The organism is Pantoea sp. MHSD4 (assembly GCF_021043305.1).
Lineage (GTDB): Bacteria > Pseudomonadota > Gammaproteobacteria > Enterobacterales > Enterobacteriaceae > Pantoea > Pantoea eucalypti.
Map to the genome: position 1 here is coordinate 231,785 of NZ_JAJNDH010000004.1, position 25,139 is coordinate 256,923.

The following is a 25,139-nucleotide window of genomic DNA, read 5'->3' on the forward strand; positions in this document are numbered from 1 at the left end:
GAGAAAGCAGAACATGTTCCCGTCCGGATAGAGCAGTCAGACTATAAAAAGGAAGAACGTGCTTAGCAACCCATTTTGTGATCTGGATCACTAAAAGCATTCAGTGGCGTGCAATGCCTGCTTTGCAGATTGGAACCAGACCGCCGGGAACACGTTCATGATTCGAAGGTCATTCAGGCCTGGAGAGCCCATAATTGCTTTACAGGCCAGTCATTGCGTGCCTGTATTCACCCGCCGGCCAATGTCTTTCAGCTGGGAGTATTTCTCCAGCAGCTGTGGACCATCATCCAGGCTCATGGCAAACATCCACATATAGGTCATCACCGAATAGATGTGACCCGCATCAGTGCCGCCACGGCTGGACATCACTGCAATGGTGGCAGCAAACAGCAGCGCCGCCACGCTGCCAATCGCCAGATAACCGTACGCTTCCCTGTCGGAGAGGCGGATGCGCAGGCTGGCCAGCACGCCATAGTGACGGCCAAGTGACGCGGCGTTCGCATTGCTGACAAAGCTCACCTCTTTCTCCAGCCGGTTATTCAGACGACCAAACAACGCGTCGTTTTTACGGGTAAACCCCGGCAGAAAACAGGCAAAGAACAGCAGGATCGCCAGACAGCCTGCGCCGGTCCAGAACTCGATAGCCAGCAGCATCACGGCGGCACCGGTCATCGACGCCAGCGAGGTTATCAGCACTGGAAGATGTTTCTCAAAAAAGTCGACAAATTCACGTGACAACGCCACCCGCGCGGCAATCGTTGAAGCGCTCTGGTTTTCGCTGCGCTGCGCCACGATCACCGGCACGGCCAGTTCAGCGTAGATGCGGGCAAAGGTGCGGGTATCCACACTGCGTCTTGCTGCGCCAATGGCCCACATAGTAAAGACCATCGCGGCATAGAGCACTGCATGCCAGGTCCTGCCGGAGATAATCGCATTGATCGCGAAGCCTGCCAGCAGCGGATAGAGGAGATACATGACATTCTCCGCCACCACCAGTAGCAGCGTGAGGAACAGCTTGCGGCTATGGCGACGGCCAAGCATTTTTATTGTCAGAATAGCGCTGCGGGGAGCCGCAACAGGAAGGATAGTTTTTGAGGAATGCATAGTTTCTGTTTCTGATATAGTTATTATTGAGCGGTCGCTCAAGTACAAAAAGCAGTCTATTTGAGCAACCGCTCAAAGTCAATGTAGCCATTATCGGGAGAATAATGAAAGAGTCAGCTGAAGCATTGAGCACCAGGATACTGGATGCGGCGATAGTCCTGTTTATTGAAAAAGGGATTGAAAAAGTGACTACCCGGGAGCTCACCGAATCAATGGGTATCTCACGCAGTCATATCTACCACTATTTCAGTAACTGGCAGACACTCTGCCTGGCGGCGCTGGAGCGCTTCATGCAGGTGGATTTTGAAACGTTTGCTGACTCCCTGAAAATGCTCACACCCCGCCAGCGGCTGGCAACGCTTATAGAAAGCCATCTGCCGAGCGCACCGGATGCAACCTGGCAACTCTATGCGTCGTTCTGGCAGACGGCTGCACATAACGAAGCCTATGCGGCGCTGGCCGATGAGATGACGGATGCCTGGCAGGGTTTGATGGAAGCGATTATTCGTGACGGCGTCACGGATGGGACATTGCAGTGCAGTAACGTGCCCCGTACCGCCAGACAGATCAGCGCCATGCTCAACGGCTATGCCGACCTGCTGACCATCAATCCTTCTGAAAAAAAAGCACGCGAAGCACTGGCAGACTTAAATCAATTTATTGATGCTGTCCTGTCATAAACCCGATTAACCGGTTTATTAGCGAGACGGCACCGACCAGATATTAATTAAATGTTAATAAAAGGTTTATTATTTTAATTAGTCGGCGGTTTATTGCTGCTATAAATGCAGCTTCCGCAGTCAAACAGACTTATACCTTTTCTGTCTGATAAGGCCTCTTCTTGATAGCGTTTTTACCCGGAAACAGCTGTTTACACAGATTATTATCATTGACTTAGCGCAACCGGAGTCAGGTAAGCTGGTGTTTTTACGCCAGTTATTGGAAAGCAGCTAACGAAGCGGCAAGAATAGATGCGCTCAGAATCCCACCAAATGATTGATTCCTATAGTAAAGAATCCGATATCTGATGATGAAATTAAACATTGAGTCGGACCTTAAAAACACCTATATTGGCCGCGCTTTTACATAGCCACCCATTTTAATTCATTTATTCAACAGTGACGCTACGCCCGTCCCGGTTGTAGGAGAGATATGATGACGGATAAAGTCCGTATTGATAGTTTGAATGCACAGAACGCAAACGCTACCAACGAAACGTATTTAGCCCGTCAGGCTGAATTTGAATCAAACGTTCGCAGTTATCCTCGTAAATTGCCATTCGCAATTGCGAAAGCTCAGGGTGTCTGGATTACAGATGTCGAGAATAATCAGTATCTCGACTGTCTTGCAGGTGCAGGAACGCTGGCGCTGGGACATAACCATCCCGATGTTTTGCAGAGCATTCAACATGTCATTACCAGCGGCTTGCCGTTACATACTCTTGATTTAACTACGCCTTTAAAAGATGAGTTCTCTGAGTACCTGCTCTCCTTATTACCGGGCCAGGGCAAAGAGTACTGCCTGCAGTTTACTGGCCCGTCCGGCGCAGATGCCGTTGAAGCGGCGCTGAAACTGGCGAAAAAGCACACCGGTCGTTCCGGCATTATCAGCTTCTCCGGTGCCTATCACGGTATGACCCACGGCGCGCTGTCGGTCACCGGCAACCTGTCTCCGAAAGAAGCCGTTGATGGCATGATGCCGGAAGTGCAGTTCATGCCTTATCCGCACCTTTACCGCTGCCCGCTGGGCATTGGTGGTGAAGCGGGCGTAAAAGCACTGACTTACTACTTCGAAAACCTGATTAATGACGTTGAGAGTGGCGTTCGCAAACCCGCTGCCGTCATTCTGGAAGCGGTTCAGGGTGAAGGCGGTGTTAACCCGGCGCCAGCGGAATGGCTGCAGCGTATCCGCAAAGTCACCAAAGAGCATGGCATTCTGCTGATCATTGACGAAGTCCAGGCGGGTATTGCCCGTACCGGTAAATTCTTCGCCTTTGAACACGCGGGTATTGAGCCAGACATCATTGTGATGTCCAAAGCGGTCGGTGGTGGTCTGCCACTGGCGGTACTCGGCATTAAGAAAGAGTTCGATGCCTGGTCACCAGGTCACCACACCGGCACCTTCCGTGGTAACCAGCTGGCAATGGCCACCGGCCTGACGACCCTGAAACTGCTGAAAGATAATAACATCGCTGACAAAGTCGCGGCACAGGGCGAATGGCTGAAAGGCAAACTGGGCGAGCTGCAGCAGCGCTATCCGGTCATCGGCAATGTGCGCGGTCTGGGTCTGATGATCGGTATTGAGCTGGTGAAACCCGATGAGCCTGCTGACCACATGGGCAGCTTCCCGGCAGACGGCGAGCTTTCTGCGCTGGTTCAGAAGAAATGCTTCGAGAACGGCCTGATTCTGGAGCGTGGCGGACGTCACGGCAGCGTATTACGTCTGCTGCCTTCCCTGCTGATCACGGATGCAGAACTTGACGTGTTCATGGATAAATTTGAAAACGCCCTGCTGTCAGCTGGCGTGAAACCAGTTTGAGTGGAGTGAATGCAATGTCCCGGTTAAACCCGATTCTGGCGGCCTCAGTACAGAGTACTGAGGCCTACCAGCAGGCGATTGCCCAGAGTAGCGCGGCTGTCGTTAAGTGGCTGGAACAACCTGAGATGTATCAGGGAAAAACCGTCGCAGAGCTGCGCGAGCGCATCACGCTGGACTTCAATCCTCAGGGCCTGGGCAACCAGGCCGCGATTGAACGCGCCATTGAGTACTTCCTCAAAGATAGCCTGTCGGTGCATCACCCGCAGTGTGTGGCGCACCTGCACTGTCCGAGCCTGGTTATCAGCCAGGCGGCGGAAGTGCTGATCAACGCCACCAACCAGAGCATGGATTCATGGGATCAGGCACCGTCTGCCACCCTGATTGAAATGAAGCTGATTGAGTGGCTGCGCACCCAGGTGGGTTATCAGCCCGGCGACGCGGGTGTCTTCACCAGCGGCGGTACACAGAGCAATCTGATGGGGCTGATGCTGGCACGTGACGCCTGGTTTGCCCGCCAGGGACATTCGGTACAGCAGGATGGCTTAACCGGCGACCTGAAGAAGATTAAAGTCTTCTGCTCAGAAAACGCACACTTCTCCGTACAGAAGAACATGGCGCTGCTGGGTCTGGGTTATCAGTCCGTCACGCAGGTAAAATGTGACCGCTTTGCCCGCATGGACATGGATGACCTGCGCCACAAGCTGGCCGCATCCAAAGCCAACGGCGAAAACATTCTGGCGATCGTTGCCACAGCCGGCACCACCGATGCGGGTGCGATCGATCCGCTGCGTGAGATCGCGGCGCTGGCGGCGGAAGAGAACATCTGGGTGCACGTCGATGCGGCCTGGGGTGGCGCACTGCTGCTCTCAGAAAAATATCGCGATTATCTGGATGGCATTGAGCTGGTCGACTCCATCACCCTGGACTTCCACAAGCAGTTCTTCCAGACCATCAGTTGTGGCGCTTTCCTGCTGAAGGAAGCACGTCATTATGAGCTGATGCGCTACCAGGCGGCCTACCTGAACTCTGAGTTCGATGAAGCGCAGGGCGTGCCGAATCTGGTGTCCAAATCGCTGCAGACCACCCGCCGTTTTGATGCACTGAAACTGTGGATGGGCCTGGAAGCGCTGGGTCAGAAGCAGTATGCCGAAATCATCGATCACGGTGTGACGCTGGCGCAGCAGGTTGCTCAGTACGTTGATGAACAACCTGCGCTGGAGCTGGTGATGAAACCGCAACTGGCCAGCGTGCTGTTCCGCTATCGTCCGGCGCATCTGGCGCACTTCAGCAGTGCGGATATCGCCCTGTTGAACCAGCGTATCGGTGATGCTCTGCTGGAGTCAGGCCGCGCTAACGTTGGCGTGACCGAGCACGATGGCGTGACCTGCCTGAAAATGACGCTGCTGAACCCGACAGTGACGCTGGATGATATCAAAGTGTTGCTGACACTGGTGGAAACCACGGCACAAAAGCTGGTGTAATTTCCCCGCAACCCGCAGTCCGTCGCATCAAACAAAACCAGCCGCCAGGCTGGTTTTTTCGTTCAGGCAGCTCTGTTTTCCAGTCCCAGCTTTTCAGCCAGCCGATGCACGGCAGAAGCCAAAAGGTACTCCTCTGCGATCTCCGAAAATTCCGACCAATGCTGGCTCAGAAACCAGGCCACGACTTCGCTTTCCTCTTGTGACAATTCCATATCGTCTCCCGTTAGAATCAGGAAAGTATGGTTGGCGATATATATCGGGACATCAAGCGCGTATTGCCGGATGAGCGACAGAATCGGGTCCCATTTGACCCAACATACAGCCAGGCACTGATGCAGACCTGGACGATTGCCAGATGCCCTGCCCCTGGTCTGTCTCAGCGCGCGGGTGGCTCATCCAGCATCCGCAGATGGTCATCTTTATTGAGCGTCATCAGAGCCACAATACTTACCAGTGCTGTCGCCATCACATACCAGGCGGGAATATCGGGGTTACCCGTCTCCTTAATCAGTCCGGTGATGATTAATCCTGCGCAGCCGGAAAACACCGCATTGGAGAGTGAATAGGCCAGCCCAAGCCCGGTATAGCGCACCCGCGTCGGAAACATTTCGGACAGCATCGCGGGTCCTGGCCCGGCGAGCAATCCGACTACCCCGCCCGCGATAAACACCACCAGCGCTTTTAGCAGCAATCCGGCGCTCTCTGACTGCAACACGTTTAACAGCGGCAGAGAAAGTACCAGCAGCAGTACCGCCGCCGAGACCATGACTGCCCGTCGCCCAATCCTGTCGCTCAGCATTCCGGCCGGAATAATCGTTGCGGCAAAGCCGAGGTTGGATATCACCGCAATCAGCAGCGCCTGGTTAAAGCCAGTATGCAGCGATGCCTGCAGATAAGTCGGCATGATCACCAGCCAGGTATAGCCCGCCGCCGACCACACCATCAGCCGGCAGATACCCAGCAGAATCGTTTTCAGTGTGTCACCCAGGCTGGCGTCGATTTTTGCTACAGGTTGCGCCTGCTGCTGAATAAATGCCGGCGTCTCCTCCATCTGAACCCGCAGCCAGAGCGCCAGAACGCCCAGTGGCAGCGCGACAAAGAACGGAATGCGCCAGCCCCAGCTCAGCATCTGCTCCGGCGTCAGCAGCACCGAGAGCAGCGCGACAATGCCCGCGCCTGCCAGCAAACCCAGCGCCACGGTAAAGGATTGCCATGCGCCATACAGACCCCGCTTACCGCGCGGCGCAAACTCGGTCATCAGTGAAACTGCCCCGCCATACTCGCCACCCGCGAATAGCCCCTGCAGGATGCGCAGACCGGTCACGATCAGCGGCGCCAGAATACCCAACCGGGCGTAGGTGGGAACCAGACCAATAGCCGCCGTCGCCAGCGTCATCATGATCAACACAAAGATCAGTACAGGTTTGCGCCCGATGTGGTCGCCCATACGGCCAAAGATGATCGCACCCAGCGGACGGAAGAAAAAAGCGATGGCGAATGAGGCATAGGTCAGCAGCAGCCCGGTCAGCGCGGATTCCCCTTCCAGCCGGAAGAAGTTCTGCGCAATAACGGTAGCCAGAAAGCCATAAACCGCGAACTCATACCATTCAATGAAATTTCCTACCGAACCGGCAAGCAGAGCACGTTTACGGCTGGCAGAGCTGAGCAGATTTCCAACGGGTCCGGACATGAGCGACGTTCCTTTCTAGAGCATCATCAGTTGCTTATGATTAGCACAATCACTGCATGCCTGCGCGCTCTTCTGCCCGTCACGTTAACCCGAACACATAAAAGCAGCGATGATGCGCCGCGGGTGAGCTTTTTCACCTTCAGTCCTTGCACAACCGCTTTACGATTGTCAGGATGTGCGGCATTGACTGAATCAGGCGGATAGACGATGAACGCACACACCTCAAAAGATCCTCTGCATGGCGTAACGCTGGAGATGCAGATTAACAGTTTAGTCGCGCAGTATGGCTGGGAGGAGCTGGGAAAACGGATCAACATTAACTGCTTTAAAAGCGATCCCAGCGTTAAATCGAGCCTGAAGTTTTTACGTCGTACCCCCTGGGCGCGGGCTGAAGTCGAAGCGCTTTATCTCGACTCGTTAAGTGCGCAACCGGCAGCGCGTGAAGAACCGTCAGACGCGGATCAGGCCCCTGCTGAAGATCCCTGGGGAAACTGGCGCGACAAAACGCCGGAGTAATACCGATCAGGCGGCAATAAAAAAGCCCGCACAGGTTAACCTGTGCGGGCTTTTTTTACGTCAGGTCGCTGTTACAGCGCCATATCGTGTTTCGCTGAAGGCGCAGCCTTCTCAGGCTGTGCGGCCGGCGCATCTGTGGTTTTGCCTTCCATGTTGATCACGGGCGGCGTGGTCAGTTGCAGAGTCTGAGCGGTCTCATTCCAGACCTGCTGCAGCAACGGCACGTTGTCATTCAGTTTCTGACCGTATCCTGGGATCATCTTGTGGATCTTCGCCTGCCATTCCGGTGACTTGAACTCTTCCGGGAACAGTTTCTGCATCACGCTCAGGGAGATAGGCGCTGCGGTTGAGGCACCAGGAGATGCACCCAACAGTGCCGCCACGGTTTTCTGCTGATCGGTCACAATTTCTGTACCCAGTTTCAGCACGCCACCTTTATCAGCATCTTTCTTGATGATCTGCACACGCTGACCGGCCTGAATCAGTTTCCAGTCCTCTTTCTTCGCGTCCGGATAGTATTCCTGCAGTGCTTTAAAGCGATCTTCATCACTCAGCATGACCTGTCCGATCAGGTATTTCACCAGGTCGAAGTTATCCATACCCACATCGGTCATCGGCACGATGTTATGAGTCGAGGTAGTGCTCAGCAGATCAAACAGCGAACCGTTTTTCAGGAACTTGGTGGAGAAGGTCGCAAACGGTCCAAACAGCACGACGCGTTTGCCGTCCAGATAACGGGTATCCAGATGCGGAACCGACATCGGCGGTGCACCGGTTGACGCCTGACCATAGACTTTCGCCAGGTGACGATCGGCAATCGCCTTGTTTTCAGTCACCAGGAATGATCCGCCTACCGGGAAGCCCGCATAGTTATCCGCTTCCGGGATACCGGTCTTCTGCAGTAATTTCAGCGCACCACCACCCGCACCGATAAAGACATATTTCGCGTCAACAGCACGTTCGTTGCCGTTTTTAGCGTCTTTAATGGTGACGTGCCAGGAGTTGTCGCCGTTACGTTTGAAGTCGGTAACTTCAGAAGAGGTTTCAAGACGGAAGTTATCGTTCTTTTTCAGGCTGCCGATCAACTGACGGGTAATTTCACCGTAGTTAACATCGGTGCCAACTGGCGTCCAGGTTGCGGCCACTTTCTGCTGTGGATCGCGACCTTCCATGACCAGTGGTGCCCACTGCTCGATCTGCTTGTGATCGGTAGAGAACTTCATGCCCTGGAACAGCGCCGTTTTCTGCAACGCCGCATAGCGTTTGGTCAGGAAGTCGACGTTGTCGCCCCAGACGAAGCTCATGTGTGGCGTTGAGTTAATGAAAGAGCGCGGATCGTGCATTACGCCCTCTTTAACCTGTGAGCTCCAGAACTGGCGAGAAATCATGAACGCTTCGTTAATTTCCAGCGCTTTAGAGACGTCGATAGAACCGTCTTTACGCTCAGGCGTATAGTTCAGTTCCATGTTGGCAGAGTGACCTGTACCGGCATTGTTCCAGCCGTTAGAGGATTCTAGTGCCACGCCATCCAGCTTCTCAACCATGATCTGTTTCCAGCCAGGCTGCAGCTCTTCCAGCATGGTGCCCATTGAGGCGCTCATAATGCCGCCGCCAATTAACAGGACGTCAGTTTTTTCTGGTGAGGTTTCAGCGTGAAGGGCTGAAGAAACTAACAAGGCCGCGAGGGAAAGAGTGGGAATAACTTTCTTTGAATTCATCATTTTAATCTACAGCTCAGACGGTACTGGTTAAAAAAAGTCCTCAAAGTTTAAAATAATGTTATTTGTGAGTTAATGTGAAAATAGTTATAAAATTAAAAATAGCAATTTAGCCTTATTTTAATTACAAAAGGCTTACTGAATTGCTCACATATTTTAACCACACATTAAGGGTGTCCTTTGAATTATACAATCCCCTAACACAAATATTGTTTGAGTGCGACTGCCCACGCGCAGGCCGCTAAAACTGTACTGATGCGGTGAGTTAGCGTATGTTTCCTGGCGATCTCCCATCCGTGCTGGACATTCATGAAAAGCCAAACACAGAATCGATATGCCGTGCCGAAACGACCAATGAAACTCAGTACTCTGACCACCCTGATGATGACCGCCGTTATCATCACGGTATTGGTCGCTGTCCATGTGCTCTATTTCGTTCAGATTGATAACTTTGCTCAGTCGCATCTCAAAGACAAGGCGATGGCAGTGGCTCGCACGCTGGCAGACACGCCTGAAGTTCAGCGTGGTTTGTTGTTGCCGGACGGCAGCAGTCAGATTCAGCCGCTGGCTGAAGCGGCCCGCAAGCGTAACGGTCTCCTGTTCGTGGTGGTCACGGATATGCAGGGTATTCGCTTTTCACATCCCAATGCGGCGGTGATTGGCAAACACTTTGTCGGCAATGATATCTATCCCACGCTGGACGGACGGGAAAATGTCGCCGTCAATCATGGCGTACTGGTGGAGGCACTGCGGGTATTTACGCCCGTTTATAACGCACAGCATCAGCAGATTGGCGTCGTGGCGATCGGCATCGCACTGAATGATGTGGCGGCCCAGATTGCTAAAAGCCGCTGGAATATCGTCTGGACAGTCCTGTTTGGTGGTCTGGCAGGCCTGCTGGGTATGCTTATTCTGGTCAGGCGACTAAAAACCATCTTACTGGGGCTGGAGCCGCACGAAATTTCCAGCCTGTTTGAGCAGCGTCAGGCCATTCTGAATTCCATTAAAGAGGGTGTGATTGCAGTAGACGATCAGTCGCGCGTCAGCCTGATCAACCACGCGGCTCAGCAATTGTTACATGAGACGACCCGCAAGATGCCGTCAAGCGGCGATTTGATTGCAGAAGAGAGTGTGATGCATCGTCATCAGCAGGATGCACTGCATGCAGGTAAAGCCTGGTACGACCAGGAGTTGACGCTGGGTAACCGAATCCTGATCAGCAACACCGTGCCTGTTCGCAGTCGCGACCGCATAATTGGCGCGGTGACCACCTTCAGGGACAAGACGGAGATTAGCCAGCTGATGCAGCGGCTGGACGGCATGGTAAACTATGTGGATGCATTACGTGAGCGGTCCCATGAGTTCATGAACAAGCTGCATGTGATTCTGGGCCTGCTGCACATGAAAAATTATGCGCAGATGGAAGAGTACATCCTGAAAACGGCTAACGCCTATCAGACTGAAATCGGTTCACTGCTGCAAAAGATTAAGTCGCCGATCATTGCCGGCTTCCTGCTCAGTAAAATCAACCGGGTGACCGATGAAGGCCATCAGCTGATTATTGATGAAGCGAGTTTTCTGCCTGACTGCGGCAGCGAGGAGCAGAACGCGGTTCTGATTACCGTACTGGGCAATTTAATTGAAAACTCGCTCGAGGCGCTGGACCCGGAAACTGAAGGGGAAATTCACCTCATGCTGCACTATCAGAACGGCTGGCTGGCCTGCGAAGTGAGTGATGATGGGCCGGGCATTGACGGCAACCAGCTCAGCACCATTTTTGAGCGCGGTGTTTCATCAAAAGGCGACGATCGTGGTGTCGGATTATTTCTGGTGAAGCAGCAGACCGAAAGCCTGGGCGGCAACGTCAGTGTCGAATCGGAACCGGGTGTATTTACCCAATTCTTGGTACAACTTCCGTGGGAGAGAGGAATGATTACCCAATGATCAATGTGTTAGTTGTCGACGATGATGCGATGGTAGCCGAACTTAATCGCTGCTATATCGGGCAGATCCCAGGCTTCATGTGCTGTGGCACCGCCTCGACCTTACAGCAGGCAAAAGAGCTGCTGGCTCAGGACGAGCCACAGGTTGATTTAATCCTGCTGGATATTTATATGCAGCAGGAAAACGGCCTCGACCTGCTCCCGGAACTGCGCAGTGCCGGACGTCCGGTCGATGTGATTATCATCTCGTCAGCCGCCGATGCCGCCACCATCAAAACCTCGCTCAACTATGGCGTAGTGGATTATCTGATCAAGCCGTTTCAGTTTGCCCGCTTTGAAGAGGCGCTGACCGGCTGGCGACAGAAAAAATCGCTGATGGATAACCACCAGTTCTATCAGCAGTCGGACGTTGATCAGCTGTTGCATGGAAATCCGCCAGGCGCCAGCGAGCAGAAACGCCTGCCGAAAGGATTAACGCCGCAGACGCTGCGCACCCTCTGTCTGTGGATCGATTCGCATCCTGGCACCGAGTTCTCTACCGATGAGCTGGCAACGGAAGTGAATATCTCTCGCGTCTCCTGCCGCAAATACCTGATTTGGCTGGCGCAGATTAATATTCTGTTCACCAGTATTCACTATGGTGTCACGGGCCGTCCGGTTTACCGCTACCGCCTGCAGCCGGAGTATCACACCTTACTCAAACAGTACTGTCAGTGAACCAGCCGGTACCCGGTGTCCAGTAACTGAAACGAAAAGTGACGTTGTGACGAGCAGATGATCTGCCTGTCACGGGTCACAAAGATCGCTTCAATGCCCGGTTTATCTGCCAGGCAGGCCATGCCCTTTTCGACACCTAAGCCATAGAGCAGTGTCGTGTAGATGTCACCATCCAGTGATCGTTCAGAGATCACCGTGACGCTCATCAGCTCGGTATCCAGTGGATATCCGCTGTGCGGATTGAGGATGTGGTGATAACAGATGCCATCCAGCTCGAAATAGCGCTCATAGACACCCGACGTCACCACCGAGCGGTTGTTCACGCCAATCACGCCAATCAGCTCATCGGCCTCACCAAAAGGTTTTTTCAGGCCAATTGCCCAGCCCGCCTCTTCGGGCGGCGCGCCCACCGTCTGCACGTTCCCGCCCAGATTAATCAGCGCACTGCTAACCTGCTGCTGGCGCAAAAACGCCTGTACTACGTCGGCAATATAGCCCTTGGCGATGGCACCCAGATCAATCTCCATTCCCGGCCGGGCGAGCATGACACTGCGACTTGTGGCATCAAGGATGACGTCATGGGGATTCGTCAGCGCCATGCGCATCTGAAGATCGGTTTCTGACGGGACGCTGTGTCCCTGAAAACCGATTTTCCAGCACTTCACCAGCGGCCCGATAGCAAGATTAAACAGGCTGTCCGGCAGCAGGCTGACGGCATGTGCGCAGGCGATCAAATCAAAGACTGGCTGGCTGACGACCACAGGATGCTGACCGGCCGCGTGATTAACGGCCATCACTTCAGACGCCGCGCGATTCACCGTGAAAAGGTTCTCCTGCTGTTTGATCAGGCGGAAAACCTGAGCGGCCAGCGTCTGGTTGTCTTCGAAGAGCTTCAGCAGAATGGGCGAACCCATTAAAACAGCGGAGTAAGCATAGACACGCGCATCAGTTAACATAGGCGACTCTGCTTTGAATAGGAAAAGACCGGCACCCGCAGGTGCGGATGCCGGAGACTGCCGTTAACGTCGGGCGTAAGCGGCGGCGTTACCACCCGCCAGAATACCGAAGATGATGATATCTGCCACGGCGTTACCGCCGATACGGTTCGCGCCGTGGATGCCGCCAACCACTTCACCACACGCCCAGGCACCGTTGATCACCTGCTTCTGGCTGTCCAGCACCGCTGTAGTGGTGTCGATAGTGACGCCGCCCATGGTGTGGTGGACGCCCGGAGCAACACGAATCGCGTAGAACGGCGCTTCACTCAGCGGATGACGCAGCGCGGTCTGACGACCAAAGTCTTCATCCTTCTGCATAATGACGAAGTTGTTGTAACGGGCCAGCGTTGCTTCCAGGGTGTGATGCTCACTCATGTTGAGTTTCACCGCCAGTTCCGCCACGGTTGGCGCGCTGATGACAAAGCCTTTGGCGATGTATTCATCAGCCGCTTTGTTGTTCATACGCACCTGCTCATCAAACACAATCCAGGCACTCTTTTCTGGCAGCGCGATGATTTGTGCGGAAACTTTGTCGCGGGTTTCCATTTCGTTGTAGAAACGTTCGCCCGCCTGGCTGACCAGGATGGCGCCGCCGCCGCGAATGGATTCGGAGACAAGATAAGAGGTGGTCTGCTCAACCGTTGGGTGAATCTGGATTTCACCCATATCCACGGTGCCGGCACCAATTTTTTCCAGCATCGCAATACCGCTGCCGGTGGCGCCTTTATGGTTGGTCGTCACGAAGCCATCGAGTTCAGGACGGTATTTCACCACCAGCTCACGGTTAGCACTGAATCCTCCGGTCGCCACAATCACGCTTTTGGCGTTCAGAATACGGCTGTCGTTGTACTCATCAACCACTTTCACGCCCGCGACTGCGCCATTCTCATAGAGGATCTCGGCGACGGAGGTTTCCAGCAGGACTTCAATGTTGCGGCTGTTGATATTTTTTACCAGGCCGCTAATCAGGAACCCACCCACCGCTGAGCGGTCAGCCGGACGGTGCGTACGGTCGATGCTCATCCCGCCGGTAATAGTGATGTCGTTAAGCTCAATGCCTTTATCCGCCAGCCACTCAATTGCTTCAGGTGCCAGGTCAACAAACTCACGCAACAGCACCGGATTGTTTTTGAACTGACCGCCTTTCAGCGTCTCTTCATAGAACAACTCTTTGCTGTCTTCAATGCCTTTGAGTTTCTGGAAGCGGGTTTCAGCGGCGTTCATGCCTACTGACGCTTTAATCGTGTTGCCGCCAATGGTCGGCATCTTCTCGATGATCACCACGCGCGCGCCTTCATCGTGCGCCTGAATCGCCGCCGCCAGACCGGCACCGCCGCTACCCACAATCACCACATCGTAATTCTGTGGTGCGTTAGGGTTACCGCCTTCCTCGATCACGTGTTGCTTGCTGGAGGTGGTCATCGCGCGTGAAACCGCTTTTTTAAGCGCCTCACTCTGAGTGGTTGCACCGGTAATCGCATCAACGTGTGGGCTGTTCGCCACCAGAATGCGGCTACGCAGGCTTTCAAAGGTGGTGGTGAAGTCCACATCCAGCGTGTCATCCGGCACCAGCGAGATGTCGGTGATACGGTCGGTATCCAGCGTGACGTTGATTTTCAGCTTCAGCGCTTCGGCTTCAACTTTTTCCTGATAGACGCCCGCTTTGTATTTACGGCCTGATTCGCTGGTGTCGCGGATCATCGCATCGACCAGCGAGAAGCGCCACAGCGGTTCAGGGATCTGCAGTTCTTCGCGTTTGTTGCTGTCGATGTAGAGCTCAAGGTGTTCATTGTTGATGATGCGATCGGTCCAGTTCGGATAGGCGATACAGGCTTTACCAATCGCGACCAGATCGTAGCCTTTCTCCAGCGCCAGCTCCGCATCCGCTTTGTTCACCACGCCGCCGACACCGATTACCGGTACTTTTGCCAGCGCAGGTGAGCGCATCGCGACGAATTTCTCAATCAGCGGCGTCGGGTCCTGAGTATCGACAATCGACGGACGCAGCAGCTGGCCGACAGAGAAGTGAACGTAATCGAGTCCACGCGCGGCCAGTTTTTCCAGCAGATAAAGCGTGTCATCAAAACGGATGCCGGGGACTTCGATCTCTTCCGGCGAGAAGCGATAGCCGATAATGAACGAGTTATGCGCGAAGCGCTCCGCCATCTTATGGGTGATTTCCAGCACTTCCAGCGGGAAACGCGCGCGGTTATCGCGGCTGCCGCCCCACTTGTCATCGCGCTGGTTAGAGTTGGGTGAATAGAACTGCTGAATCAGGTAAGTGTTGGCACCATGAATTTCGACACCGTCGAAACCGGCCTTGATGGCGCGGTTTACTGCGTCACCAAATTTGGTGATCATGGTATCGACCTCTTCAGCGCTCAGCGCGAGAGGCTGCGTTGCCCCTTCACGAGGCGCCGCGATGGCGCTGGGCGCAACCGGTGTTTTTCCGCCAATCAGTTCTGGCTCAACCATACGGCCGCCGTGATAGATCTGCAGAATGGCGGTTGAGCCTTCAGATTTAATTGCGTCCGCAATACGTTTGAGTCCGGGAATTTTATTGTCGCTGTCGATAGCAATGGCACCTGGAAATGCCGGGCCACGGTTATCAATAAAACAGCACTCTACAATCACCGTACCGATGCTACCCGCGCGGGCGCGATAGTATTCGACCAGCTCGCTGGTGACCGTGCCGTCGTAAAAACCGGTACAGGTGGTCATCGGAGCCATGACCAGCCGGTTTTTTAAAACAGCGCCATTGGGCAGGGTAAGTGGATTAAGAAGGGGAGTGAGAGATTTCATTGCGATAAACTCCAAAATTTAAAAAGTCTGGAAATTTTTAGCGGACGCAAATTATCGCTTAATTAAGTGGTCCGATGTCATAACGTTAATATACTCTTTTCTTTGCTTTCTTAAGCGATAACTTTACTTTTATAACTTTTAAACGATTTTTATTTTTTATTTGCCGGGAAAGTAAAACGAAGTTATATTAATTGTTAACTATCAGTTACCAAAAATCAACCATTCATTTACACAACAAATAAGTTAATTAAAATCATAGCGTTATGGAAAAAACATTTGCTTTACAGAGTCATTTTGTTGTTGATCAGCTTCACAGAGTCGTCAAATCCCTGACGCAGTAAAAATAAATTAATAATAAATGTTAAAAAACGGGAATAATGAATTAATTTCTTTGATCTGGATCAAAATTCTTATTTCTGGAAATCGCATTATATTTACATGGATTTAAAATCGCTGCTCATTATCACAGCAGCAGATTAAAAAAAATCAGTGCATCGCGGTTTATTCACACTATTAAGAATATAAAAGAAAGTCATCAGTGAAGGTCCGGGGCGCAAATCGCATTCTTATTAACTTGCAGATAAAACACTATGAAAACACTCTCAGCTGTTACTGAACCCCCAAAAGCCGATCCTGTGGCGGCGGGTAAAAAGAAAGCTATCATGCTGGCGCTGCCGGTAATCGTTGCCGTACTGCTGTTGCTTGTTCCCACCCCAGCCGGACTCGAACCCTACGCCTGGCACTTTTTCGCCATTTTCGTGGGCGTGATTGTCGGGTTGATTTTTGAGCCTCTGCCAGGTGCCGTGATCGGTCTGACTGGCGTGGTGGTCATCGCGCTGTTCAGCCAGTTTCTGCTCTTCAGCCCTGCTGAACTGGCTAACCCGAAATTTAAAGTCGCCAGTGAGTCCTTTAAGTGGGCGGTCAGCGGTTTTGGCAACTCTACAGTCTGGCTCATCTTCGGTGCCTTTATGTTCGCCGCAGGTTATGACAAAACGCAGTTCGGGCGTCGCCTTGCGCTGATTCTGGTGAAATATCTGGGTCGCCGGAGCCTGACGCTGGGTTATGCCATCACCTTTGCTGACCTGTTACTGGCACCCTTTACCCCGTCAAACACCGCGCGCAGTGGCGGCACGATTTACCCGATTATTGCTAACCTGCCGCCGCTGTATGGTTCTAAGCCTAATGACCCAAGCGCCCGTAAAATCGGCTCTTACCTGATGTGGGTCGCGATTACCGCAGCCTGTATCACCAGTTCAATGTTCCTCTCTGCACTGGCTCCTAACCTGCTGGCGCTGGCGCTGGTGAAAAGCATCATCGGTTTTGATATTTCATGGGGCATGTGGTTCCTGGCCTTCCTGCCACTGGGCTTGCTGCTGATTCTGACCATGCCGCTACTGGCTTACTGGTTCTACCCACCTGAAGTCAAAATCAACGATGAAGTGCCAAAATGGGCTATTGCTGAACTGGAAAAACTGGGCCGACTGACGCGCAACGAAATCCTGCTGCTGGTGTTTGTGGTCTGTGCCCTGCTGATGTGGATTTTCGCCACCTCGTGGATTGAGCCCGCGATGGCGGCGTTACTGGTTGTCGTGCTGATGCTGTGGACCGGCGTCCTGAACTGGAACGACATCACCAGTAATAAACCGGCCTGGAACACCTTTGCCTGGTTCGCGACCCTGGTTGCGCTGGCGGATGGCCTGACCCGTGTCGGATTCATCACCTGGTTAGGTAAAGAGGGTGGCATGCTACTGCAGGGTTATGACCCGCAGGTTTCAGCCGTGGTGCTGTTGATCGCCTTCTTCCTGCTGCACTACCTCTTTGCCAGCACCACCGCGCACACTACCGCGCTGTTACCGGCCATGCTGACCATCGCAGCATCAATCCCAGGCATCAATATGCCCGTCTTCTGCCTGATGCTGTGTACCTCTTTGGGTGTGATGGGCATCATCACGCCATACGGCACTGGCCCAAGTCCGATTTACTACGGTAGCGGCTATCTGCCTACCAAAGATTACTGGCGTCTGGGTACTATCTTCGGTGCCATCTTCTTAGGTTCGATGATGCTGATTGCTTATCCGTGGATGGTGTGGATGTTCTGACGGATACAACATGCAGATCAACGCGTTATAAGATACCATTCCAGCACTTCCTCACCGCACCCACGGTGAGGAAGCATAATAAACGATTAATTCGCCTATGATGTTGTGCCCCGCAGCCTGCACGCGGAGGTTCAGCCGGTCATTAAGTGAGAAAAAATGTCGAACAAACCTTTTGTCTATCAGAACCCTTTTCCGCTGTCCCACGAAGATACTGAATACTATTTGCTGAGTCGCGAGCATGTCTCCGTCGCCGAGTTTGAGGGTCAGGAGATCCTGAAAGTTGACCCGCAGGCACTGACGCTGCTGAGTCAGCAGGCTTTCCACGACGCCTCTTTCATGCTGCGTCCGGCCCACCAGCAGCAGGTTGCCTCCATCCTTGATGACCCGGAAGCCAGCGACAATGACAAATATGTGGCTCTGCAGTTTTTAAGAAACTCTGAAATTGCTGCCAAAGGCGTGCTGCCTACCTGTCAGGATACCGGCACCGCGATCATCATGGGCAAAAAGGGCCAGCGCGTCTGGACCGGCGGTGGCGATGAAGCCGCGCTGTCACTGGGTATCTACAACACTTATATTGAAGATAACCTGCGCTATTCACAGAATGCCGCGCTGGATATGTATAAAGAGGTGAATACCGGCACTAACCTTCCTGCGCAGATCGACCTCTACAGCGTTGATGGCGATGAGTACAAGTTCCTCTGTATCGCTAAAGGCGGCGGCTCCGCCAACAAAACTTATCTCTATCAGGAAACCAAAGCGCTGCTGAGCCCAGGCAAACTGAAAAATTACCTGGTGGACAAAATGCGTACCCTCGGCACCGCTGCCTGCCCGCCATACCATATCGCGTTTGTTATCGGCGGCACCTCGGCAGAGAGCACACTGAAAACCGTGAAGCTCGCCTCAACACACTACTACGATGGCTTACCGACCGAGGGCAACGAGCATGGTCAGGCATTTCGTGATGTGCAACTCGAGCAGGAATTGCTGAAAGCAGCGCAGGACCTTGGCCTTGGTGCGCAGTTTGGTGGCAAGTACTTCGCCCACGACATCCGCGTGGTGCGTCTGCCGCGTCACGGCGCGTCCTGCCCGATCGGCATGGGCGTTTCCTGCTCGGCTGACCGCAATATCAAAGCGAAGATTAACCGCGAAGGTATCTGGATTGAGAAGCTGGAATCAAATCCAGGCCGTCTGATTCCGGAAGCGCTGCGTCAGCAGGGCGAAGGTGAAGTGTTGCAGGTGAATCTTAACCGTCCAATGGAAGAGATTCTGGCCCAGCTCTCCGCGTATCCGGTTTCTACCCGCCTCTCACTGACCGGCACCATTATCGTGGCGCGTGATATCGCACATGCCAAACTCAAAGAGCGCATCGATAATGGCGAAGGATTGCCGCAGTACATCAAAGATCACCCGGTCTATTACGCCGGTCCGGCTAAAACGCCTGAAGGTTACGCGTCCGGTTCACTCGGACCGACGACAGCCGGACGCATGGATTCCTATGTGGACTTGCTGCAAGCCCACGGCGGCAGCAAAATCATGCTGGCAAAAGGTAACCGCAGTCAGCAGGTGACGGATGCCTGCCATAAACATGGCGGCTTTTACCTGGGCAGCATCGGTGGTCCGGCCGCGGTGCTGGCGCAGCAGAGCATCAAGAGTCTGGAATGCGTGGAGTATCCTGAGCTGGGAATGGAAGCGATCTGGAAAATCGAGGTGGAGAATTTCCCTGCCTTTATCCTGGTCGATGATAAAGGTAATGACTTCTTCCAGCACATTGAGCGTGCGCACTGCGCTAAATGCGTGAAGTAATACCTGCGTCAGCTAAGCAAAAAGCCCCTGATTCGGGGCTTTTTTGTTGATTAAAGTAAGGGCTATTGGCTGTCAGAGAGTCTGCGCAGGGAGCACGGTCAGAGGAGGAAAGCATCCCTTACCAGGGACGGTGCGGACCGAGGGTGTCATGGATGACGGCTTTTGCGTCTTTCCAAACTGACCGCGTTCCCTGAGCAGGCTCGACCCAGCAACAACCCTATCTTTCTATCCCCGCTGCAACCGCTGCAACGCCACATCAATCTGCACATCACCCTGGGTGAGTTCAATTATCTGATATTTAATCGCCGGATTCTCAATCAACCCGACCAGCGTCGCCGCCACATCTTCACGCGGGATTTCCCCATACGGAATAGCGAGATCAGCATGCACCCGCCCTGTCCCGGCTTCATCGGTCAGCGTACCCGGCCGCAGGATCACCCACTCCAGCTTGCTCGCCACCAGCACGGCATCCGCCAGACGTTTCACCCGCATGTAATTCTCAAAACCCTCTGATGGCGTTTTACCACGGCCTGCATCCGGAAACGCCGAGACCAGCAGGAAGCGCGAGACACCCGCCTGCTCTGCTGCGGCTACCGCCAGCTTCAACCCTTCACCGTCAATAGCATTGGTCAACTCGATCCCAGCACCGCCGGCACCCGCGGTGAAAACAACCACTTCGTGACCCGTCATTAAACCGGACAGTGCCGTCACGCTGAGTTGCTGAATATCACACGCAACAGGCTTCGCGCCTGCGGCCTGAAGAGTTTCAGCCTGTTCCGGTTTACGGTGCAGCGCCGTGACCGCATGGTTTCTGCTGCTCAGCTGACGCGTCAGCTTTTGGCCAACCTTGCCCGCCGCCCCGATAATGAAACATGTTGTCATCGATCTGTTCCTCCATTCACTGATTCAGTGCCTGAGTATAGTCTCTGCCAGAAACGAAACAGGCGCCTGATGCGGCGCCTGCTGGGTTATTCCGGAATCACTTTTTCCGCTTTCAGCTTATCAAACAGCTGAGTAAAAGAGTCGAGCGTGCTGCGATAGCCGGTAAAGCCCGCTTTGCGGCTCTTACTCATATCAGTAAAAGCTTCCATCGGGCGGCCCAGGTCTGCATCGGTGTGCCACCATGAAGCCAGCTTAGTCACATCTGCCTCACGCAACTGATTCTGCTCTGCAATCGCCTGCCATGCACTGGCGGCTTCCTGCATACGATTTTCCAGCGGCATCATCTGCGCCGGGTACTCCGCAGCTTCAATACCGAAATAGTCTGCCAGTTTTGGCCACATCCAGTTCCAGCGGAAGACGTCGCCGTTTACGGCATTGAAATCCTCATTTGCGCCATTTGGTGAAGTGGCAGCCCAGTGCAGCTGCTCAGCCAGCAGGCCCGCATCGGTCATATCCACAATACCGCTCCACTGCTCAGGCGAGCCTGGGAAGATAAAGGGCCAGCCCTTCTCTTTGCACAACGTCGCGTAAACCGCCAGCGTCTGCCCCATATTCATCGCGTTACCTACGGCATGACCGATGATGGTATGCGGACGGTGAACGCTCCAGCGATAGTCATACTTCTCAGCGCCCGCGAACACTTCATCTTCCTGCGCGTAATAGAAGTTATCGACTGGCTGACGACCCTGCTCTTCGCGGAACGGCGTCACCGGCACCGCCCCTTTGCCGTAAGCTTCAAACGGACCCAGATAATGCTTCAGTCCGGTGACCAGTGCCACGTGTGAACCCTTCAGGCGATCGCCGAGTGCTTCAATCACATTGCGCACCATGCCGCCATTAACGCGGATGTTCTCTTTCTCATTTTCCTGACGCGCCCAGACGCTGAAGAAAAGCGCATCCGGTTTTACCTCTTTCAGTGCGTCACGAACGGCGTCAGCGTCGGTCAGATCGGCTGTCAGACTGGCTGCGCCTTCAGGAACCGCACCGCGTCCGCGTGAAAGACCGGTAACCTGCCAGCCTTCTGTTTGTAATTTCTCTGCCAGTGCGCGACCAATGACACCGCTGATGCCAACAATCAAAGCGTGCTTTTTCATTTGATTTCTCCTCGTTTTGCGTAATTCTAAGCCTAATAGAGAATTCAGTTCTTATCTCTGGCATTTATTCACAGCATTCTTAACCTGAGTTCATCAATCAATGCACGATCATCGCCTCAAAGATATTCTGCCGTTTGTTGCCAGCGTCGAGTGCGGCAGCTTTACCGCCGCGGCTGAGCGGCTGCATGTGACCGGTTCGGCAGTCAGTAAAAGCGTCAGCCGCCTGGAGACGCGACTGGGCTCGCGGCTGCTGGAACGCACCACGCGAAGCCTGCACCTCACCGACGCGGGCAGCGCCTATTATCAGACCTGCCTGCGCATCCTGGAGGATCTGGCCGAAGCCGAGGCAGTGCTGGCGGCGCAGCGCATCATTCCGTCCGGTCGTCTGCGTCTGGCGGTGCCCACGACCTATGGCCGTCTCAACGTCATGCCGCTCTTGATGCCATTTTGCCAGCAGCACCCGGAACTGGCGCTGAGCCTGAGTTTGTCCGATCGCTTTGTGGACCTGTTTGAGGAAGGCGTGGATGTGGCAGTACGGATCGGCGGTGCGCCTGACCTCCCTGCGTCCCTGGGATGGCGCAATATGGGCCGCGAGCAGATGCAGTTCTGTGCCTCTCCTGCTTATCTGGACCGTGAAGGTCGTCCGGAGAATGAGGCGGCGCTGCTGAATCATCCCGCCATCCTTTATGAGCGCGTGGATGGCTCGACCAAACCCTGGCTGTTCACCACTGAAGATGGTCAGCCACACTGGCGCGAGGTGCCGTTCAGGCTGGCAGTGGGCGACGTTGATGCGCAACTGCAGGCGGTCATCGCCGGACTGGGTGTGGCCCAGATGCCTTCATGGCTGATTCAGCGCGCCGTAGCAGCCGGCGAACTGGAGATTATCCTGCCGCAGTTACAACCTGACGGGCTGACGCTAAGCGTGGTATGGCCACGGCGTAAACAGTTTCTGCCAAAAGTAGACGCGCTGTTATCCGCATTAAATGCACTCACCATCCGCTAACCTCAACATTCCCCTTTCTTCTGGTCAGGATATTTCATCCTGACCCTGATTCGTCACACTCTGCTTTCCCGAAATTATTCCCATTTCGCCCTGACAAAAACATCGCTTTTTTATTAACGTGAATATGAACCCTCTTTAATCTAACGATTTTTATTACGCCCTGATGGAATCCAATCAAAATAAAAAAGGCGAAAGGGTTGAGCTCACATAATGAAAACTAAGTTTCAAATATAATTTAACCCGAAATAAAAATATCAGTAGGGTGATGGCTTCTTCATGTTCTGACGTTTTGTCTTTGCCGTAATGACCAGGAGTATTCATGGAAAAAGAACTTTATATTTCGTCGAACCCGGCCTCCGGTCCCAATAGCGCCACCCGCACCGAGCCTTTTGTGAAGATTATTGCGTTGGTTGCCACTTTAGGTGGGTTGCTATTTGGTTATGACACCGGTGTGGTCTCGGGTGCGCTGCTATTTATGCGTGGCGATCTGCATCTCACACCGTTTACAACGGGACTGGTGACCAGCTCCCTGCTGTTTGGCGCGGCCTTCGGCGCACTGGCGGCCGGCCATCTGGCAGATGGCCTGGGCAGACGACGCATTATCATCGCACTGGCGCTGATTTTTGCTCTGGGTGCGGTGGGATCAGCCCTGGCACCGGACGTCACCTGGATGATCGCCTCGCGTCTGTTCCTGGGCTTTGCCGTGGGCGGCGCGGCAGCCACCGTGCCGGTCTACATCGCGGAAATCGCACCCGCTAACAAACGCGGCCAGCTGGTTACCCTGCAGGAGCTGATGATTGTCAGCGGTCAGTTGCTGGCCTACATCTCAAACGCCACGTTTAACGACATCTGGGGCGGTGAAAACACCTGGCGCTGGATGCTCGCGCTATCGATTGTTCCCGCCGTTCTGCTCTGGATCGGCATGATATTTATGCCAGAAACCCCACGCTGGCACGTGATGAAAGGCCGCAGTCAGGCCGCCCGTGAGGTGCTGGAAAAGACCCGCGCCGCTGAAGATGTTGAGTGGGAACTGGAGGAGATTGAGGAAACCATCGAAGAGAACCGCCAGCGTGGCAAAGGCCGCCTGCGCGATCTTGCGACGCCCTGGCTGATGAAAATTTTCCTGCTGGGCGTGGGCATCGCCGCCATTCAGCAGCTGACCGGCGTCAATACCATCATGTATTACGCGCCGACCATGCTGACCGCTGCCGGACTGAGCAATGATGCGGCGCTGTTTGCCACCATCGCCAATGGCGTGATTTCGGTGGTGATGACGCTGGTCGGTATCTGGTTAATCGGCAAAGTGGGCCGTCGCCCTCTGGTGTTAATTGGACAGATGGGCTGCACCTGCTGCCTTTTCTTTATCGGCCTGGTCTGCTGGCTGATGCCGGAATACCTCAATGGAACCGTCAATCTGCTGCGGGCGTATCTGGTGCTGGCGGGCATGCTGATGTTTCTGTGCTTTCAGCAGGGCGCGTTGTCACCGGTGACCTGGTTACTGCTGTCAGAAATCTTCCCCGCCCGAATGCGCGGCATCTGTATGGGCGGCGCGGTCTTCTCACTGTGGATCGCTAATTTTGCCATCTCTATGGCCTTCCCGCTGTTATTAGCCGCATTTGGTCTGGCTGGTGCCTTCTTCATATTCGCGGCCATCGGCATCGGCGGTTCTGTTTTTGTTGTGAAGTTTATTCCCGAGACCCGGGGAAGAAGTCTTGAGCAGGTTGAGCACTATTTCTATGCGTTTTATAACGGCAAAAAATAGTGCCTGCTGCGCAGTAAAAAAATAACGGCCCGCGTCATGACGCTGACGACCCGATTGCTATTAACACCGACACCCTACGTTCAAGGAAATTGTTATGAGCCTGAATATTCCCAACGCGCGCTTTTGCATCAACCGTAAAATAGCGCCCAGCCTCACCCTTCCGCAATTTTTTAACCTCGTCAGCCAGCTGGGTATTCATAATGTCGAGCTGCGTAATGATATGCCCAGCGGACGCGTTACCGACGATCTCAGCGGTGACGACGTCAGGGCCCTGGCGCGTGAGTCAGGTATTCGTATTGTCACCATCAATGCGCTCTATCCGTTTAACCAGCTGAATGAAGAGGTACTACAGCGCGCCCGCCAGTTATTAAGCGATGCACAGGCAGTTGGCGCGGAATCGCTGGTGCTCTGTCCGCTCAATGACGGTACGCCCATCAGCGCAGCCGATACCGTCGCTGCACTGAAAACCCTGGCACCGCTGTTCGCCGACGCAGGTATTCAGGGACTGGTAGAACCGCTGGGCTTTCCTCAGAGCTCACTACGTTCGGCAACTCAGGCGCAGACACTGATTCATGAAGCAGGCGTGCCGTTCAGATTACTGATCGATACCTTCCATCATCATCTGTTTGAGGATGCGGAAAAGACCTTTGAACAGGAGATCGATATCGGTCAGATCGGGCTGGTTCACCTCTCCGGCGTCACTGACCCGCGCCCGGTCAGCCAGCTCACCGACGAAGAGCGCATCATGCTCAGCGCGGACGACCGCCTGCACAGTAAGCAACAGGTTGAGCGGCTGGAGAAGATGGGCTACAGCGGCCTTTACGCTTTTGAACCTTTCTCGTCGGTAATGAACAGCTGGCAGGAAGCGGACATCACCCGCGAAATACGCGACAGCATTCGTTTGTTAAATCACTCAGCTTAAAGGATTC

At 53.9% G+C, this 25,139-nt stretch carries 19 protein-coding genes; 11 read left to right on the forward strand and 8 right to left on the reverse strand.

Annotated elements, in window-relative coordinates; genetic code table 11:
• Window positions 1–210 precede the first annotated feature (210 nt).
• Window positions 211–1,104 carry an ABC transporter six-transmembrane domain-containing protein gene (locus LQK91_RS14105; protein ID WP_105099714.1) on the reverse strand — a complete coding sequence of 298 codons (894 nt, stop codon included), beginning with the start codon at window positions 1,102–1,104 and terminating at the stop codon, window positions 211–213.
• A 104-nt stretch (window positions 1,105–1,208) separates the two neighbouring features.
• On the opposite strand from LQK91_RS14105, the gene LQK91_RS14110 reads away from it, so the two are divergent.
• The 3 genes from LQK91_RS14110 (at window position 1,209) to LQK91_RS14120 (ending at window position 5,123) form a co-directional block, all read left to right on the forward strand.
• Window positions 1,209–1,784, forward strand: a complete 576-nt coding sequence (locus LQK91_RS14110) for a TetR/AcrR family transcriptional regulator (protein ID WP_039661407.1) — start codon at window positions 1,209–1,211, stop codon at window positions 1,782–1,784.
• Between the two features lie 472 nt (window positions 1,785–2,256).
• Window positions 2,257–3,642: a diaminobutyrate--2-oxoglutarate transaminase gene (locus tag LQK91_RS14115; protein WP_003851454.1), complete on the forward strand. Its 1,386-nt coding sequence runs from the start codon at window positions 2,257–2,259 to the stop codon at window positions 3,640–3,642.
• A gap of 14 nt (window positions 3,643–3,656) precedes the next feature.
• Window positions 3,657–5,123: a pyridoxal phosphate-dependent decarboxylase family protein gene (locus LQK91_RS14120; RefSeq protein WP_105099713.1), complete on the forward strand. Its 1,467-nt coding sequence runs from the start codon at window positions 3,657–3,659 to the stop codon at window positions 5,121–5,123.
• Window positions 5,124–5,185: 62 nt separating this feature from the next.
• On the opposite strand, the gene LQK91_RS14125 is transcribed toward LQK91_RS14120, so the two are convergent.
• Window positions 5,186–5,335 (reverse strand): hypothetical protein, encoded by a 150-nt coding sequence (locus LQK91_RS14125; RefSeq protein WP_008924703.1) that lies wholly within the window; start codon window positions 5,333–5,335, stop codon window positions 5,186–5,188.
• 164 nt (window positions 5,336–5,499) lie between these two features.
• Window positions 5,500–6,813 carry an MFS transporter gene (locus LQK91_RS14130; RefSeq protein WP_105099712.1) on the reverse strand — a complete coding sequence of 438 codons (1,314 nt, stop codon included), beginning with the start codon at window positions 6,811–6,813 and terminating at the stop codon, window positions 5,500–5,502.
• 207 nt (window positions 6,814–7,020) lie between these two features.
• On the opposite strand from LQK91_RS14130, the gene LQK91_RS14135 reads away from it, so the two are divergent.
• Window positions 7,021–7,329, forward strand: coding sequence for a VF530 family DNA-binding protein (locus LQK91_RS14135; RefSeq protein ID WP_003851462.1), 309 nt, complete (start codon window positions 7,021–7,023; stop codon window positions 7,327–7,329).
• Window positions 7,330–7,400: 71 nt separating this feature from the next.
• Here the strand turns inward: LQK91_RS14135 and mqo are convergent, their stop codons facing one another.
• The gene (gene mqo / locus LQK91_RS14140) at window positions 7,401–9,050 is read right to left on the reverse strand and encodes a malate dehydrogenase (quinone) (RefSeq protein WP_105099711.1); all 1,650 of its coding nucleotides are present in this window, start codon (window positions 9,048–9,050) and stop codon (window positions 7,401–7,403) included.
• A gap of 306 nt (window positions 9,051–9,356) precedes the next feature.
• Between mqo and LQK91_RS14145 the strand changes: the two genes are divergently transcribed.
• A complete protein-coding gene (locus LQK91_RS14145; RefSeq protein WP_008924707.1) occupies window positions 9,357–10,991 on the forward strand; it encodes a sensor histidine kinase in 1,635 nt (544 codons plus the stop codon).
• The gene (gene dcuR, locus LQK91_RS14150; RefSeq protein ID WP_105099710.1) at window positions 10,988–11,707 is read left to right on the forward strand and encodes a two-component system response regulator DcuR; all 720 of its coding nucleotides are present in this window, start codon (window positions 10,988–10,990) and stop codon (window positions 11,705–11,707) included. Before LQK91_RS14145 ends, dcuR begins: the two co-directional genes overlap by 4 nt.
• On the opposite strand, the gene LQK91_RS14155 is transcribed toward dcuR, so the two are convergent.
• Window positions 11,701–12,663, reverse strand: coding sequence for an FAD:protein FMN transferase (locus tag LQK91_RS14155; RefSeq protein ID WP_105099709.1), 963 nt, complete (start codon window positions 12,661–12,663; stop codon window positions 11,701–11,703). The two genes, dcuR and LQK91_RS14155, sit on opposite strands and share 7 nt — an antisense overlap.
• 63 nt (window positions 12,664–12,726) lie before the next feature.
• Complete coding sequence (locus LQK91_RS14160; protein ID WP_105099708.1) at window positions 12,727–15,507, reverse strand: flavocytochrome c; 2,781 nt, start codon at window positions 15,505–15,507, stop codon at window positions 12,727–12,729.
• Between the two features lie 590 nt (window positions 15,508–16,097).
• On the opposite strand from LQK91_RS14160, the gene LQK91_RS14165 reads away from it, so the two are divergent.
• Window positions 16,098–17,606 (forward strand): DASS family sodium-coupled anion symporter, encoded by a 1,509-nt coding sequence (locus LQK91_RS14165; RefSeq protein ID WP_105099707.1) that lies wholly within the window; start codon window positions 16,098–16,100, stop codon window positions 17,604–17,606.
• Between the two features lie 156 nt (window positions 17,607–17,762).
• Window positions 17,763–19,409: a class I fumarate hydratase FumA gene (gene fumA, locus LQK91_RS14170; RefSeq protein ID WP_039661400.1), complete on the forward strand. Its 1,647-nt coding sequence runs from the start codon at window positions 17,763–17,765 to the stop codon at window positions 19,407–19,409.
• Between the two features lie 225 nt (window positions 19,410–19,634).
• On the opposite strand, the gene LQK91_RS14175 is transcribed toward fumA, so the two are convergent.
• Together LQK91_RS14175 and LQK91_RS14180 are read right to left on the reverse strand one after the other, a co-directional pair.
• Complete coding sequence (locus tag LQK91_RS14175; RefSeq protein ID WP_105099706.1) at window positions 19,635–20,291, reverse strand: SDR family oxidoreductase; 657 nt, start codon at window positions 20,289–20,291, stop codon at window positions 19,635–19,637.
• Window positions 20,292–20,377: 86 nt separating this feature from the next.
• A complete protein-coding gene (locus LQK91_RS14180) occupies window positions 20,378–21,445 on the reverse strand; it encodes an SDR family oxidoreductase (protein WP_008924711.1) in 1,068 nt (355 codons plus the stop codon).
• 100 nt (window positions 21,446–21,545) lie between these two features.
• On the opposite strand from LQK91_RS14180, the gene LQK91_RS14185 reads away from it, so the two are divergent.
• The 3 genes from LQK91_RS14185 (at window position 21,546) to LQK91_RS14195 (ending at window position 25,132) form a co-directional block, all read left to right on the forward strand.
• Window positions 21,546–22,448: a LysR family transcriptional regulator gene (locus LQK91_RS14185; RefSeq protein ID WP_008924712.1), complete on the forward strand. Its 903-nt coding sequence runs from the start codon at window positions 21,546–21,548 to the stop codon at window positions 22,446–22,448.
• Between the two features lie 319 nt (window positions 22,449–22,767).
• Window positions 22,768–24,210, forward strand: coding sequence for a sugar porter family MFS transporter (locus LQK91_RS14190; protein ID WP_105099705.1), 1,443 nt, complete (start codon window positions 22,768–22,770; stop codon window positions 24,208–24,210).
• Window positions 24,211–24,304: 94 nt separating this feature from the next.
• On the forward strand, window positions 24,305–25,132 hold the full coding sequence (locus LQK91_RS14195) for a TIM barrel protein (protein WP_008924714.1): 828 nt from the start codon (window positions 24,305–24,307) through the stop codon (window positions 25,130–25,132).
• Window positions 25,133–25,139: the final 7 nt, after the last annotated feature.